At 72.0% G+C, this 14,046-nt stretch carries 15 protein-coding genes; 7 read left to right on the top strand and 8 right to left on the bottom strand.

Annotated elements, in window-relative coordinates; genetic code table 11:
* The first annotated feature begins 52 nt into the window (after positions 1 to 52).
* Positions 53 to 874, top strand: a complete 822-nt coding sequence (prcA, locus tag ABZ406_RS14100) for a proteasome subunit alpha (RefSeq protein ID WP_357760404.1) — start codon at positions 53 to 55, stop codon at positions 872 to 874.
* A gap of 70 nt (positions 875 to 944) precedes the next feature.
* On the opposite strand, the gene ABZ406_RS14105 is transcribed toward prcA, so the two are convergent.
* From ABZ406_RS14105 to rfbB, 6 genes are read right to left on the bottom strand one after another with little or no spacing between them, the layout of a single operon-like run.
* Positions 945 to 1,973 carry a glycosyltransferase family 2 protein gene (locus ABZ406_RS14105; RefSeq protein ID WP_357760407.1) on the bottom strand — a complete coding sequence of 343 codons (1,029 nt, stop codon included), beginning with the start codon at positions 1,971 to 1,973 and terminating at the stop codon, positions 945 to 947.
* Positions 1,970 to 3,283, bottom strand: coding sequence for a polysaccharide biosynthesis protein (locus tag ABZ406_RS14110; RefSeq protein ID WP_357760409.1), 1,314 nt, complete (start codon positions 3,281 to 3,283; stop codon positions 1,970 to 1,972). The genes ABZ406_RS14105 and ABZ406_RS14110 overlap by 4 nt, the downstream gene beginning before the upstream one ends.
* Positions 3,280 to 3,981 (bottom strand): glycosyltransferase family 2 protein, encoded by a 702-nt coding sequence (locus tag ABZ406_RS14115; RefSeq protein ID WP_357760412.1) that lies wholly within the window; start codon positions 3,979 to 3,981, stop codon positions 3,280 to 3,282. The genes ABZ406_RS14110 and ABZ406_RS14115 overlap by 4 nt, the downstream gene beginning before the upstream one ends.
* A complete protein-coding gene (locus ABZ406_RS14120) occupies positions 3,974 to 4,345 on the bottom strand; it encodes a DUF2304 domain-containing protein (RefSeq protein ID WP_357760414.1) in 372 nt (123 codons plus the stop codon). Before ABZ406_RS14120 ends, ABZ406_RS14115 begins: the two co-directional genes overlap by 8 nt.
* Positions 4,342 to 5,229, bottom strand: a complete 888-nt coding sequence (rfbD, locus tag ABZ406_RS14125; protein ID WP_357760417.1) for a dTDP-4-dehydrorhamnose reductase — start codon at positions 5,227 to 5,229, stop codon at positions 4,342 to 4,344. The genes ABZ406_RS14120 and rfbD overlap by 4 nt, the downstream gene beginning before the upstream one ends.
* Positions 5,226 to 6,227 (bottom strand): dTDP-glucose 4,6-dehydratase, encoded by a 1,002-nt coding sequence (gene rfbB / locus ABZ406_RS14130; RefSeq protein WP_357760420.1) that lies wholly within the window; start codon positions 6,225 to 6,227, stop codon positions 5,226 to 5,228. The genes rfbD and rfbB overlap by 4 nt, the downstream gene beginning before the upstream one ends.
* Positions 6,228 to 6,304: 77 nt before the next feature.
* Here rfbB and rfbA point away from each other — a divergent pair, with 77 nt between their 5' ends.
* The 4 genes from rfbA (at position 6,305) to ABZ406_RS14150 (ending at position 9,575) form a co-directional block, all read left to right on the top strand.
* Positions 6,305 to 7,192 carry a glucose-1-phosphate thymidylyltransferase RfbA gene (gene rfbA, locus ABZ406_RS14135; protein WP_357760422.1) on the top strand — a complete coding sequence of 296 codons (888 nt, stop codon included), beginning with the start codon at positions 6,305 to 6,307 and terminating at the stop codon, positions 7,190 to 7,192.
* Positions 7,189 to 7,812 (top strand): dTDP-4-dehydrorhamnose 3,5-epimerase, encoded by a 624-nt coding sequence (rfbC, locus tag ABZ406_RS14140; RefSeq protein ID WP_357760425.1) that lies wholly within the window; start codon positions 7,189 to 7,191, stop codon positions 7,810 to 7,812. Before rfbA ends, rfbC begins: the two co-directional genes overlap by 4 nt.
* A 68-nt stretch (positions 7,813 to 7,880) precedes the next feature.
* A complete protein-coding gene (gene pafA / locus ABZ406_RS14145; RefSeq protein WP_124771093.1) occupies positions 7,881 to 9,239 on the top strand; it encodes a Pup--protein ligase in 1,359 nt (452 codons plus the stop codon).
* Positions 9,240 to 9,317: 78 nt separating this feature from the next.
* A complete protein-coding gene (locus tag ABZ406_RS14150) occupies positions 9,318 to 9,575 on the top strand; it encodes a hypothetical protein (protein ID WP_357760504.1) in 258 nt (85 codons plus the stop codon).
* 163 nt (positions 9,576 to 9,738) lie between these two features.
* On the opposite strand, the gene ABZ406_RS14155 is transcribed toward ABZ406_RS14150, so the two are convergent.
* Both ABZ406_RS14155 and ABZ406_RS14160 read right to left on the bottom strand, forming a co-directional pair.
* Positions 9,739 to 10,824 (bottom strand): DUF3866 family protein, encoded by a 1,086-nt coding sequence (locus tag ABZ406_RS14155; RefSeq protein ID WP_357760428.1) that lies wholly within the window; start codon positions 10,822 to 10,824, stop codon positions 9,739 to 9,741.
* 43 nt (positions 10,825 to 10,867) lie between these two features.
* Positions 10,868 to 11,872 (bottom strand): cation diffusion facilitator family transporter, encoded by a 1,005-nt coding sequence (locus tag ABZ406_RS14160; protein WP_357760429.1) that lies wholly within the window; start codon positions 11,870 to 11,872, stop codon positions 10,868 to 10,870.
* 117 nt (positions 11,873 to 11,989) lie between these two features.
* Here ABZ406_RS14160 and ABZ406_RS14165 point away from each other — a divergent pair, with 117 nt between their 5' ends.
* Positions 11,990 to 12,988, top strand: coding sequence for a WYL domain-containing protein (locus ABZ406_RS14165; RefSeq protein WP_357760432.1), 999 nt, complete (start codon positions 11,990 to 11,992; stop codon positions 12,986 to 12,988).
* Positions 12,985 to 14,040, top strand: a complete 1,056-nt coding sequence (locus tag ABZ406_RS14170) for a YafY family protein (protein ID WP_357760433.1) — start codon at positions 12,985 to 12,987, stop codon at positions 14,038 to 14,040. Before ABZ406_RS14165 ends, ABZ406_RS14170 begins: the two co-directional genes overlap by 4 nt.
* The last annotated feature ends 6 nt before the right edge of the window (positions 14,041 to 14,046 follow it).

The following is a 14,046-nucleotide window of genomic DNA, read 5'->3' on the forward strand; positions in this document are numbered from 1 at the left end:
ACCCCCACCAGCCAGCAGCCGTCAGCACAGCGCCGTAAGGAGAACCGCCGCCGTGGCCATGCAGTTCTACGCCTCGCCCGAACAGATCATGCGCGACCGTTCCGAGTTGGCCCGCAAGGGCATCGCCCGGGGGCGCAGCGCTGTGGTCCTGAGTTACTCCGGCGGCGTGCTCTTCGTCGCGGAGAACCTTTCCAGCGCCCTGCACAAGGTCAGTGAGATCTACGACCGGATCGGCTTCGCCGCTGTCGGTCGGTACAACGAGTTCGAGAATCTTCGTCGGGCCGGCGTGCGGATGGCCGACCTGAACGGGCTCAGCTACGACCGGCGGGACGTGACCGGGCGGGCCCTGGCGAACGCGTTCGCGCAGACGCTGGGTGCGATCTTCACCGAGCAGTCGAAGCCGTTCGAGGTGGAGATCTGCGTGGCGGAGGTGGGGGCCACCGCCGCCGACGACGAGTTGTACCGGCTCACCTACGACGGTTCGGTGAACGACGAGCCGGGGCGGATGGCGATGGGCGGGCAGGCCGAGGCCATCACGGGTGTGCTGAAGTCCAACCACCGGCCGGACATGTCGCTCGCGGAGGCCGTGCAGGTCGCCATGCAGGCGCTGAGCAGTGTCGGTGGCGAGGGCGGGGCGGCCAGGACGATCGCCGCGAACCAGCTCGAGGTGGCGGTCCTGGACCGTCAGCGGGTCGGCCGGACGTTCCGGCGGATCACCGGGGCAGCGCTCACCGCGTTGTTGGACGGGAAGGCGGCGCCGCCGGCGAGCGACCTGCCGGACACGCCGAGTGTGCCGACGGGGGAGGCGGGTAAGCCGACCAGCTCGGCGGGCTCCGCCGACCTGGAGGATCGGCCCGGGCAGGCCGACAGCTGACTGTGTGACGACGACAGCGCCGGGGTCCGCGTGTGCGGGCCCCGGCGCTTCTGTCTGGGTACGGGCCGGGTCAGCGGCGCTGGAGCAGTGGTCGGGCGAGAGCCCAGTAGCCGGCGGCGACCGCGTTGAAGACACCCATGCCGGGAGGCGAGTCGACGTTGGAGGGGGCGACCCGGGCGGTCATCAGCTCGGCGATCACCCCGTCGGGCACGGTACGTTCGGTCTGGAGTTGACGGCGGCGGGCACCGACCCAGGCCCGGTTGCGCCACAGCCAGCCCCAGCCGCGGGTCTTCTGCCTGGTCCAGCCGCCGGCCATCGCGGCGGCGAGCATGGCCGCCTCGGTGAGCAGCAGCATCGGGGCGAGCACCACGAGCGTGCGGGTCTGGTACGCGGTGAGCAGGGTGACGAGTCGGTTGCGTTCCACCAGGTAGAGCTTCAGGTCGTTGCGGGAGAACTCGTAGTGGTGGCGTACGACGGCGTCGGGGACGTACTCCAGCCGCAGGCCGCGTTGCCAGAGCCGCAGGCTCAGTTCGGTGTCCTCGTGGTAGGCGAAGTATTCGGCGGCGAAGCCGTCGAGCTCCTGCCAACGCTGGCGGCTGATCACGAAGCAGCAGCCGCTGAGCGACGGGACGCTGGTGCGGACGGCGTGCGCGGTGGCGGGTTCGCCGTTGCCGCCGGCCCAGGACAGCCCGGTGAAGTGCAGCGGATTCCCGGAGGTGTTGATCAGCTCGGGGGTGTCGGCCAGCCGGATCGACGCCATCGCGGCGCCGACGCCGGGTTCGGCGGCGACCGCCACCGTCCTGGCGAGGGCGTCGGGGGCGACGACGGCGTCGGAGTTGACGAAGGCGAGCCAGTCACCGGTGGCTTCGGCGGCGCCGACGCGGCATCCGCCGGAGTAGCCGGTGTTCTGTTCGGGGCGGATGACCCGGACCTGCGGGAAGCCCTTGACGATGTCGATGCCGTCGCCGGTGCAGCCGTTGTCGACGACGATAAGGTCGATGTCGACGTCGGTGCTGGCCAGGACGGCCTGGGCGGCCTCGACCAGGTATGGCTCGGCGCCGTAGGCGAGCATTACCGCGGTCACCTGTGGGCGGGTCATCGGATGCCTCCGGATACGGCGGGGGTGACGGCGTCGGCGAGCGGCCGGGTGGGGGTGGTGGGTCGGCGGACGCCGCCGCGCAGCAGGAGCGCCGCCATGGTGGCGGCCACGATGACGGAGCCGACGGTGTAGGCCAGCTCGACCCGGAGGATCACCGGGGCCGGGAGCAGCGTCACGATGATCAGGGCGGCGACGCCGACGGTCCAGGCGAGTGCCTGGGCGCGGTGCCGGTCGAGGGCGAGCAGCGCCTGGCCGAGCACCATCGCCCAGAGGTACGCGAGTGTGGCGGCGGCCAGCCAGGCGAAGTCGCCGTGGCCGAGGACGCCGGGGGCGTCGAAGAGCACGCCGACCAGCCACGGGCCGAGCAGCACGGCGCCGACGGCCCCGGTGAGGCCGAGCGCGGTGACGATGCCGAGCGCCCGGCGGAGCAGGCTGTGGAAGCCGGCCTGGTCGCCGGTGGTGGCGGTGGTGGCAAGGCCGGGCAGCAGTGACGCCTGCATGGAGCCGAAGACGAACAGGGGGATGCGGACCAGCACGAGGGCGGAGAGCAGCGCGCCGGCGGCCGCGGTGTCGGAGGGTGCGAGCAGTTGCAGGTTGATCACACCGACGTTCACCACGACTTGGGAGAGCAGGCTGGAGGCGGTGAGCAGCCCGAGGCCGCGCAGCAGGGTGGCCCAGGCGACCGGTGGGCCGCCGCCGATGGCGCGCAGCACCGGCGGCAGGGTGAGCAGGACGCTTGCCAGCGGGGCGGCGACGAGCACGACGCCGTACCAGACGGGGGAGGTCACGCCGGCCAGCCCGAGCAGGGCGACCATGACGATGCGCAGGCCGCCGTCGATGCCGAGCTGGGTGCCGTACCAGGGGAAGAGCTGCAGGCCGGAGAGGACACCGCGGGTGGCGTACGCGACGGCCATCGCGGCGAGCGCGCCGACGAGCACGGTGACCATGGTGCCGTCGCCGTGGAAGAGGTGGTCGGCGAGGAGTTGACGGCCGGCGGTGACGGCGAGGACCAGCACGGCGAGCATCGCGGCGGCGACTGTGACGCCGCGGGCCAGCACCGGCCCCGGGGGGAGACCCTGGCTGTGCCGGGCGGCGACGACCCGGGCGACCTCCTGCTCGATCGGCAGGAACACGCCGATGCCGAGGGTGAACACGATCGACCAGAGCACCGACAGGCGGTTGTAGTCGGCCCCGTTGAGGCTGTGGCCGGCGACGGCGAGGTGGACGTACGAGGCGAGGCCGAGAAGACCCAGCCCGGCACCAACAGCGATGGTGCCGGGCGGGATCAGGCGGAGCAGGCGACGGATCACCGGCGAATGAGCGCCAGCGTGAGGACGGCGAACGCGCGACCGAGGTAGACCATCGCCTTGGCGGGGGAGTGGCTGGGGGTGCCCGCCATCCGCTTGCGCATGGCGACCGGCACCTGTCGGATGCGGTATCCGCGTCGGGCGGTGTGGACGAGGGTCTCCACGGTGTCACCGAGGTACTCGGCCGGGTACCAGCTGGCGAACATCTCGATGACCCGCCGGTTGGCGGCCCGGAACCCGGAGGTGGTGTCGGTGAGCTTGGTGTGGGCGACCCGGGACAGCACTGCGGAGAGCATCACCATCGCCCAGCGGCGGGGGCCGTGCACGTTGTAGTCGCCCTCACCGGCGAAGCGGGCGCCGATGACGAGGTCGTTGTCCTCGAGCAGGTCGACGAGCTTCGGCACGTACCGGGGGTCGTGCTGGCCGTCGGCGTCGATCTGGATGGCGACGTCGTAGTCGTTGTCGCGGGCGTAGCGGTAACCCAGCCGCATGGCCCCGCCGACGCCGAGGTTGTACGGCAGTTTGGCGACCTTCGCGCCGGCGGCGGCGGCGACGGCGGCGGTGCGGTCGGTGGAGCCGTCGTCGACGACGAGCACGTCGACGCTTGGCAGTTCGCCGCGTACCTCGCTGACGACGTCGGCGATCGAGCCCGACTCGTTGAGAGCCGGAATGATGATCAATGTGCGCTTGCCGTTAACCATCGGTCGACACCAGTTCGTCTCGGGCTGCCCGGTCCGCGTCGATCTCCGCGCGCAGCAGGGCGAGGTCTTCGGCCAGGGTCCGGGTTTCTTCCTCCAGGGCGCTGACCTCCCAGCTGAGGTGCACGCACACCAGCAGCAGGAAGACGATGCCGAGGAAGAGCACGAGGCTGACACCGGAGGCGACACCGAGCAGTTCGGCGACGTTGTCGAGCAGTCGGGGGAACAGCGACAGCGGAATCACGATGATCAGCACGGCGAGCCAGAGCATGCCGTACTTCTCGCGCAGCTGACGGCGGCGCAGCAGCTCGACGATGGTGCCGAGGAGCAGCAGGCCGGTCAGGCCGGTGACGAGGGTGAGCTTCATGCGACCTTCCACGGGGCGGGTGGAGCGGGGGAGTGGAACGCGTCGACCAGGGCGCTGTGCCAGTCCGGAAGCGGGGGCAGACCCACGGCTGCCCAGCGGCTGTGCCCTAGCACACTGTACGCAGGCCGGGGGGCGGGACGTGGATACCGGTCGCTGGTGGTGGGTCGGATCCGGTCCGGGTCGAGTCCGGCGAGGGTGAAGGCGGCGCGGGCCAGCCCGTACCAGGTCGTCTGCCCGGAGCAGGTGCCGTGGTAGACGCCGGGCGCGGCGTGACCGGCCAGCGCCGCGTCGGCGAGCGCGACGAGCCGCTCGGCGAGCGTGTGGGACCAGGTGGGTTGGCCGTGTTGGTCGTCGACCACGTCGAGGTGGTCGCGCTGGGTGGCGAGTCGGAGCATGGTGGCCACGAAGTTCGGGCCGTGCGCGCCGTACAGCCAGGCGGTGCGGACGACGTACCCGGTGTCGGGTAGCAGTCGCGCGACGGCCTGTTCGCCGACCAGCTTGCCGCGCCCGTAGGCGTTCACCGGCGCGGTGGGGGCGTCCTCCGGGTAGGGGCTGTCCGCGTTGCCAGCGAGGACGTAGTCGGTGGAGACCTGGATGAGCCGGGTTCCGTCGGTGGCGCAGGCCGCGGCCAGGTTGGTCACCGCGTGGCCGTTGACGGAGGTCGCCGCAACCTCGTCGGTCTCGGCGGCGTCGACGTTCGTCCACGCGGCGGCGTTGATCACCAGGTCGTGCCCGGCGACGGCGGCGTCCACCGCCGCGCGGTCGGTGACGTCCAGGTCGGCGCGGGTGGCGGTGGTCACCTTGAGGTCGGGCCGGGCCCCCAGCACGGTGACCAGGTCGCGACCGAGCATCCCGCCCGCGCCGGTGACGAGGACCCGGGTCATGCGGTCGGCGCGGACTTGAGGGGCTCCCACCAGGAGCGGTTGTCCCGGTACCAGCGGACGGTGTCGGCGAGGCCCTGCTCCAGGGTGATGCTGGGCTGGTAGCCGAGCTCGTCGCTGATCTTGGTGATGTCGAGGGAGTACCGGCGGTCGTGGCCCTTGCGGTCGGTGACCGGGACCACCCGGTCCCACCCGGCGTCGCAGGCGTCCAGGAGCAGACCGGTGAGTTCCTTGTTGGTCAACTCGGTGCCGCCGCCGATGTTGTAGACCTCGCCGGAGCGGCCCTTCTGCTGCACGAGGGCGATTCCCCGGCAGTGGTCGTGCACGTGCAGCCAGTCCCGGATGTTGCCGCCGTCGCCGTACAGCGGGACGGTCCCACCGTCGAGGAGGTTGCTGACGAACAGCGGGATGACCTTCTCGGGGAACTGGTACGGGCCGTAGTTGTTCGAGCAGCGGGTGACGACCACGTCCATGCCGTGGGTGCGGTGGTACGACAGGGCGAGCAGGTCGGAGCCGGCCTTGGACGCCGAGTACGGCGAGTTCGGGGCGAGGGGCCAGGTCTCGGTCCAGGAGCCCTCGTCGATCGAGCCGTAGACCTCGTCGGTGGAGACGTGCACGAACCGGCCGGTGCCGTGGCGCAGCGCCGCGTCGAGCAGCGTCTGGGTGCCCAGCACGTTGGTGGTGACGAAGGGCGCGGCACCGGCGATCGACCGGTCGACGTGTGACTCGGCGGCGAAGTGCACGATCACGTCGTGGTCGGCCACCACCTCGTCGACCACTGCCGGCTCGCAGATGTCGCCCTGCACGAAGCGCAGTCGCGGATCGTCGCGGACGGGTTCGAGGTTGGCCAGGTTGCCCGAATAGGTCAATTTGTCGAGTACGGTCACGACGGCCGGCTCGATCGGCGGCACGCCGGCTGCACTGCCGAGCGGCTTGCCCAGCAGCAGGCGAACGTACTCCGACCCGATGAATCCGGCTCCGCCGGTGACGAGGATCCTCACGGGTCCGGAAGTATACGCGACCGCCGGCTCGACGCCCGGTAGGCGACCCCGCCCGGAAGTGCCGCTAGGCTTCCCCGGTGCGTGGAATCCTACTTGCCGGCGGCACCGGTTCCCGGCTCTGGCCGATCACCCGGGCGGTCTCGAAGCAGCTGATGCCGGTCTTCGACAAGCCGATGATCTACTACCCGCTCTCCACCCTCGTCATGTCCGGGGTTCGGGAGATCCTGGTGATCACGACTCCAGACGACCAGGACCAGTTCCGTCGGCTGCTCGGCGACGGCAGCCAGTTCGGGCTGCAGCTGGAGTACGTCAGCCAGGAGCGTCCGGAGGGCATCGCGCAGGCGTTCATCCTCGGCGCGGACTTCATCGGCACCGAGTCGGTGGCGCTGGTGCTCGGCGACAACATCTTCCACGGAGTGGGCCTCGGTCGGCAGCTCGCCGACCACGCCGACCCGATCGGCGGGCGGGTCTTCGCCTACCAGGTGGCCAACCCGCAGGAGTACGGCGTTGTCGACTTCGACGCCGACGGACGGGTGCTCTCGATCGAGGAGAAGCCGGCCCGGCCGAAGTCCCGGTACGCGGTGCCCGGCCTCTACTTCTACGACAACCGGGTCGTGGACATCGCCCGCAAGCTCACCCCGAGCGCCCGGGGCGAGTTGGAGATCACCGCGGTCAACGAGGTGTACCGGGAGACCGGGGAGCTGTCGGTGACGGTGCTGGATCGGGGCACCGCCTGGCTGGACACCGGCACGTTCACCTCGATGATGCAGGCCGCCGAGTTCGTCCGGGTGGTCGAGGAACGGCAGGGCCTCAAGATCGGTTGCGTCGAGGAGGTCGCCTGGCGGGCGGGCCTGATCGACGACGCGCAGCTGCGCGCGCTCGCCGAGCCGCTGACCAAGAGCGGCTACGGCGACTACCTGCTCCGCCTGCTCACCGAGCAGGCCGGCGACGGGGGTTCCTGGTGAAGATTCGCGAGTTGGGCATCGAGGGCGCCTGGGAGATCACCCCCCAGCAGCACGGCGACCCGCGCGGGATGTTCATGGAGTGGTACCGCTTCGACGCGCTCGCCGAGGCGGTGGGGCATCCGCTGCGGCTGGCCCAGGCCAACCTGTCGGTGTCCGCGCGGGGCGTGGTGCGCGGCGTCCACTTCGCCGACGTCCCGCCCGGGCAGGCCAAGTACGTCACCTGTGTACGGGGCGCGGTCCTCGACGTGATCGTGGACCTGCGGGTGGGTTCGCCGACCTTCGGCCGTTGGGAGGGCGTCCGACTGGACGACACCGACCGTCGGGCTGTCTACCTCGGCGAGGGGCTGGGGCACGGGTTCTGCGCGTTGACCGACGACGCGACGTTGAGCTATCTCTGCTCGGCCACCTACAACCCGACCGGCGAGCACGCGGTGCACCCGCTGGACGAGGAGTTGGGCATCGAGTGGCCCGCCGAGGTGCCGCTGCTGTCCGCGCGCGACGACGCCGCGCCGACCCTCGCGCAGGCCCGCGAGCGGAGCCTGCTCCCCGAGTACGACAGCTGCCGGCGTTTCGTGGCAAGCCTTCGGCCGGACGGAATGTCGCACTCGCCCGGTATGTGAGCGCGCTTGGGGCACGACCTGTGGTCTGACAGTGACGAACCGGGCCTTCGGGCGGCTAATGTCACACCATGGAGCGGCGAATCTTCGGCCTCGAGACCGAGTACGGCGTCACCTGCACCTATCGCGGGCAGCGGCGGCTGTCCCCGGACGAGGTCGCGCGGTATCTGTTCCGTCGCGTGGTGTCCTGGGGTCGGTCGAGCAATGTCTTCCTGCGCAATGGAGCCCGGCTCTACCTGGACGTCGGGTCGCATCCGGAGTACGCGACACCGGAGTGCGACTCGGTGACCGATCTCGTCGCCCACGACCGGGCCGGCGAGCGGATCCTGGAGGGCCTGCTCGTCGACGCGGAGAAGCGGCTGCACGACGAGGGCATCGCGGGTGAGATCTACCTGTTCAAGAACAACACCGACTCGGCCGGCAACTCGTACGGGTGCCACGAGAACTACCTGGTCTCCCGGCACGGCGAGTTCGGCCGACTCGCCGACGTGCTCATCCCGTTCCTTGTCACCAGGCAGTTGATCTGCGGCGCTGGCAAGGTCCTGCAAACCCCACGCGGCGCTGTCTACTGCCTCTCGCAGCGGGCCGAGCACATCTGGGAGGGCGTCTCCTCGGCGACCACCCGCAGCCGCCCGATCATCAACACCCGCGACGAGCCGCACGCCGACGCCGAGCGCTACCGCCGGCTGCACGTCATCGTCGGCGATTCCAACATGAACGAGGTCACCACGCTGCTCAAGGTCGGCACCGCCGACATCGTGCTGCGGATGATCGAGGCCGGGGTGGTGATGCGCGACCTGTCCCTGGAGAACCCGATCCGGGCCATCCGGGAGGTGTCGCACGACATCACCGGCCGACGCAAGGTGCGGCTGGCCAACGGCAAGGAGGTCAGCGCCCTGGACATCCAGCAGGAATACCTGTCCAAGGCCACCGAGTTCGTCGAGCGACGCGGCGGTGACCAGGCCGCCAAGCGGGTCGTCGAGCTGTGGGGCCGGGTGCTCAACGCGGTCGAGACCGGCGATCTGGAGCCGGTCTCCCGGGAGATCGACTGGGTCAGCAAGTTGCGGCTCATCGAGCGTTACCAGCGCAAGCACGACCTGCCGCTGTCGCACCCCCGGGTGGCGCAGATGGATCTGGCGTACCACGACGTGCGCCGTGGCCGGGGCCTCTACGGGCTGCTGGAGCGCCGCGGCGACGTGGACCGGGTGGCCACCGACCCGGAGATCTTCGAGGCCAAGGAGACCCCGCCGCAGACCACCCGCGCCCGGCTGCGGGGTGAGTTCATCCGGCACGCCCAGGAGAAGCGCCGCGACTTCACGGTCGACTGGGTGCACCTGAAGCTCAACGACCAGGCGCAGCGCACAGTGCTCTGCAAGGACCCGTTCCGGGCGTACGACGAGCGGGTGGAGCGGCTGATCGCCAGCATGTGACAGGTCACCGGCCCCGGCGGTGCGCTGCGCCGACGGGGCCGGTGACCCGGCGCACCGAGCGGTTAAGCTGGGCGCGCCATGACGACTTCTGGACCTTCCGACCGCCCCGACCGCCCCGACCGCCCCGACCGCCCCGACCGCCCCGACCGCCCTGGTCGCCCCGGTCGCTCTGACCGCGGCAGCGAGCGGCAGAACTGGGTCGAACGCCGGCGGGACAAGATCCGCGCCGAGGTCGACCGTAACCGCCGCGGTGACTACACGGTGCCGACCTGGGTGCTGGCCCTGGCCCTGGTGCTCATCGTGGGCGGCTGGCTGGCCCTGATCTGCCTGGCCTGACCCCCGCACCCACCCCCACCCCCAACCCCTCCCCTCGGCGCCCCGGGTCTGCCTCCCATTTGCGTCGATCATGAGGTTGTCCGGCGCGACACGCCGAGGCGGCACCCGCCAACCCCATGATCGACCGCGCCGGGGCCGGGCGGGGCCGGGCGGGGGGTCTGGGCTAGGGGAGGTGGGTTGCGGCGTGGCGGCCGGCGGCGGCCGCTGCCAGGAAGTACGCGTGGTCGGCGTCGAGGCCACGGCCCATGGTGGAGAGCGGGACGGAGCTGGACCGCAGCGCGGCGTCCAAGCCGTCGGCGCGCACCCGGACGATCCGGTGCCGGGCCGCCAGGGGCGCCAGCGCCGCGTCCACCTCCGCCGTGAGGTCCGGCGCCAGGCCCTCGGGCACCACCAGCTCCGCCGGGGCGAGGGCCACCCGGCCGTACGCGGTGAGGCTGTGGTGGGACACCCCCCGGTGTCGGGGGCGGGGGTCGGCGTCGGAGATGCGCAACGAGCCGACCGGCCGCCCGCCGAGCGTGGCGATCGCGTTCACCGCCTCGCCGACGGCGACGCCGGAGAAGCCCCACCGGGTGCCGGTGCCCAGGTTGCCGGGGCCCTGAGCCACGATCGCCACGTCCGCGTGGAGGACGTGCCGGGCGGCGAGCAGACCGCCGTGCAGTGTGGTGGCCTCCAGGTCGCCACCGAACGCCTGCCCGACGGTGATCGTGCCGGCCAGGTCGGCCCGCAGCCCGGCGAGGGTGCGGGAGAACCAGGCGGGCAACGCCCCACCGTCGGTGAGCAGGTACGCCACCCGGGCCTGCGGGGCGTCGGCCCGGATACCGGCCAGGATCGCCGGGAGCGCCGAGTGCAGGTCGGCGGTGACCACGGGCAGGCCGCCCAGGTCGTCCGCGTCGGCCAGCACGTCGCGGTACGGGGACGCCTCCTCGTCGACGCCGAGGAGGATCGGCTGCAACGGCGTGTAGCGGGCCTTGACCAGGTGCCCGGCGTCGCGGGTGTCGGCGACGTCCGGCGGGTCCGGCGGTAGCCGGTCCGGCAGGGCCACCACCAGCGCGTACCCACCGGTGCCGAGCCCCATCAGCAGCGCGCCGGCGTTGAGCAGCACCCGATCACCTGGCTCGGGCGTACCGACCAGCTCCGGGTAGGCCAGCGCCCGCATCCGCGTGCCGTCGGGCAGGTCGACGTCGAGCTCCACCGCCCCGGTCCACTGCCGTCGCAGCGTCGCCACCGTCCCCGTACGCCATCGCACCATGACGGGCACGCTAGCCGCGCGGGCCCGGCGGCCCGCGTGCGGGTCAGGTCGGTTCGGGGCCGCCGGCTTCCGGGCTCGGCCCGGCCTGCGTGTGCCGGGCGGTGCCGGTGGCGCCCGGGATCGAACGGGTGGGGTCGAGGAAGACGAAGCGGATCTCCGGGTACCGGTCGGTGAGTCGCCGCTCGGCCTCGTCGGCGGTGGCCTCGATCTGCGCGCCGGTGGCCTCGTCCCGGAAGTCGACCTTCGCGGCGACCAGGATGTCCTGCGGGCCGAGCTGCATGGTCAACAGGGTGTCGATGCGCTCCACCTCGGGCAGCCCGGCCAGATCCTGCTCGATCTCGCGGCGCAGCCGCTCCGGGACGGCCCGGCCGACCAGCAGCGACAGGTTGTTGCTGGCGAGGATCCCGGCGACGGTCAGCAGTAGGAGCCCGATCAGGATCGACGCGACGCCGTCCCACACCTCGTCGCCGGTGGCGTGCGACAGCCCCACGCCGAGCCCGGCCAGCACCAGGCCGATCAGGGCCGCGCTGTCCTCCAGGAAGACCGCCTTGACCGTGGTGTCGGCGGTCAGGCGCAGGAACCGCCGGGGGGTGGTCTGCCAGCGCCGCGACTCGCGGCGGACCTGGCGTACGGCCCGGGTCAGTGAGATCGACTCGATGACGAACGACACCCCGAGCACGATGTACGAGATCAGGAAGTTGCCGCTGTGCTCGTGCACCAGGATCGTGGTGACGCCGTGGGTGACGGCGAAACCGGCTCCGGCGACGAACGTGAACATGGCGGCGAAGAACGCCCAGACGTAGCTCTCCTTGCCGTACCCGAACGGGTGTCGCTGGTCGGCCGGTCGGGCGCCCCGGCGCAGCGCCTGGAAGAGCAGCACCTCGGTGGTGGTGTCGGCGACCGAGTGCGCCGCCTCGGAGAGCATCGCGGCGGATCCGGAGATCAGCCCGGCAATCAGCTTGGCGACCGCGATGGCGAGGTTGGCGACGCCGGCGACGACGACGGTGCCGACGCTCTCACTCTCGGGCCTGGCCTCCGGTTCCGACATGAGGATCACCCTATGACCGGGGACGGCGACGCGCCGGGGGAGGCCCGATCCGAACAAGTGTGCGGCACGCCCGCGTGGGTGCACGGTGTGGGCGGGTCGGCTGCTAGCGTCTACCGCGTGTCGCGGACCCGTACCGAACGCCTGGTCAACCTGGTGATCTGTCTGCTGTCCACGCGACGGTTCCTGACCGCCGCGCAGATCGCCGCGACGGTGCCCGGTTACGAGCACGATCCGGACGACGCACGCGACCACGAGGCGTTCCAGCGCAAGTTCGAGCGGGACAAGGCCGAGCTGCGCGAGCTGGGGGTGCCACTGGAGACGGGCACCGCGAGCGCCTTCGACGCCGAGCCCGGCTACCGGATCGCCCACCGGGAATACGCGCTGCCCGACATCCTGCTCGAACCGGACGAGGCCGCCGCTGTCGGCATCGCCGCCCGGCTGTGGCAGCACGCGGGGCTGGCCGCCGCCGCGTCGTCCGGGCTGGCCAAGCTGCGGGCGGCCGGGGTGGACGTGGACCCGCAGGCGACCCTGGGCCTGGAGCCGATGGTCACCGTCGACCCTGCGTTCGCGCCGCTGACCGCCGCCGCCCGGGACCGCCGCGAGGTGGGGTTCGACTACCGGGTGCCCGACCGTGACGCGCCCAGTCGGCGGCGGCTGCAACCCTGGGGTGTGGTCTGCTGGCGTGGCCGGTGGTATGTGGTCGGCCACGACCAGGACCGGGAGGCGACCCGCTGTTTCCGGCTGTCCCGGGTCGTCGGCGCGGTCCGGGTGACCGGCGCTCCCGGCGCGTACGAGCCGCCGGCGAACGTCGACCTGATCAGCCACGTGGCGGCCTGGTCGGGTCCGGTGGAGCGCACCGGTCGGGCCACCGTGCTGGCCGCGCCGGGGCGGGCCGCCGGCCTGCGCCGCTGGGCGGTGACCGTGACCGCCGGTCCGGACGGCGACCGGCTGGTCCTGCCGTACGCGGACCCGGACGGGCTGGCCGGTCATCTCGTCGGCTACGGCCCGGACGTGCGGGTCCTCGACCCGCCGGAGGTCCGCGAGGCCGTCATCCAACGACTCAAGGAGATCGCGGTGCGCCACGACGAGCTGGCCGTGAGCGGGGGTGCCAGGTGACCCGACCGGCCGCCCGCAACGGTTCCCGCGCGTCCGCCGACCGGCTGGCCCGACTGCTCAACCTGGTGCCCTACCTGCTGGCCCGGCCCGGCATCGAGATCGCCGAGGCGGCCGGTGACCTGGGCGTCACCGAACGCCAACTCCGGGAGGACCTGGAGTTGCTGTGGGTGTGCGGGCTGCCCGGCTACGGCCCCGGTGACCTGATCGACATGGCGTTCGACGGCGACCGGGTGACCATCACCTACGACGCCGGCATCGACCGGCCGTTGCGGTTGACCCCCGACGAGGCCCTCGCTTTGGTGGTGGCCCTGCGGATGCTCGCCGAGACGCCCGGGGTGGCCAACCGGGAGGCCGTCGAACGGGCCCTCGCCAAGATCGAGGACGCCGGTGACCTGGTGGGCGCCCCGGTGGCGGTCCGGTTGCCCGGGGACACGGTGCGGGTCGAGGCGCTGCGCGCGGCGGTGGAGGGCGGAAAGGCCCTGCGGATCACCTACTACACGGCCGCCCGGGACGAGACCACCGAGCGCGTCATCGACCCGCTGCGGATGCTCATGGTCGGCGGTCGGGCGTACGTGGAGGCGTGGTGTCGGCGGGCGGAGGCCGTCCGGCTGTTCCGCGCCGACCGCATCGACGCGATCACCGAGTTGGACGAGCCGGCGGTGGTGCCGCCGCAGGCCGTGCCGCACGACCTCACCGCTGGTGTGTTCCGCCCCTCGGCCGACCTGCCGTTGATCACCCTGCGCATCGGTCGGGGCGAGCGGTGGATCACCGAGTACTACCCGTGTGAGCGGGTGGAGGCCGGCGACGGCGACCAGTGGCTGGTCTCCCTGCGGGTGACCGACCTGCTGTGGGCCCGCCGGTTCGTGCTGGGCCTCGGCCCGGAGGTGACTGTGGTCGCCCCGGTCGAGTTGGCCGAGCAGGTGCGGGCGACCGCCGCCGCCGCGCTGGACGCGTACGCGGTGCCCGCGCCCACTGCCGTGTCCCGGCCGGCGGAGGTCGACCCGGAGCGCGTGCCGTCGGGTGACCCGGCGGTCGCCGGCCGCACCCAGTAGGCTGAC

The sequence above is a fragment of the Micromonospora sp. NPDC005710 genome (genome assembly GCF_040630995.1).
In the GTDB taxonomy this organism is placed as follows: Bacteria; Actinomycetota; Actinomycetes; order Mycobacteriales; family Micromonosporaceae; genus Micromonospora.

Excerpts from the sequence above, each read along its gene's own strand:
- ABZ406_RS14120 (WP_357760414.1), bottom strand. The coding sequence starts at position 4,345 with ATGAAGCTCACCCTCGTCACCGGCCTGACCGGCCTGCTGCTCCTCGGC.
- ABZ406_RS14155 (WP_357760428.1), bottom strand. The coding sequence starts at position 10,824 with ATGGTGCGATGGCGTACGGGGACGGTGGCGACGCTGCGACGGCAGTGG.
- ABZ406_RS14160 (WP_357760429.1), bottom strand. The coding sequence starts at position 11,872 with ATGTCGGAACCGGAGGCCAGGCCCGAGAGTGAGAGCGTCGGCACCGTC.
- ABZ406_RS14105 (WP_357760407.1), bottom strand. The coding sequence starts at position 1,973 with ATGACCCGCCCACAGGTGACCGCGGTAATGCTCGCCTACGGCGCCGAG.
- ABZ406_RS14150 (WP_357760504.1), top strand. The coding sequence starts at position 9,318 with ATGACGACTTCTGGACCTTCCGACCGCCCCGACCGCCCCGACCGCCCC.
- pafA (WP_124771093.1), top strand. The coding sequence starts at position 7,881 with ATGGAGCGGCGAATCTTCGGCCTCGAGACCGAGTACGGCGTCACCTGC.
- ABZ406_RS14115 (WP_357760412.1), bottom strand. The coding sequence starts at position 3,981 with ATGGTTAACGGCAAGCGCACATTGATCATCATTCCGGCTCTCAACGAG.
- rfbD (WP_357760417.1), bottom strand. The coding sequence starts at position 5,229 with ATGACCCGGGTCCTCGTCACCGGCGCGGGCGGGATGCTCGGTCGCGAC.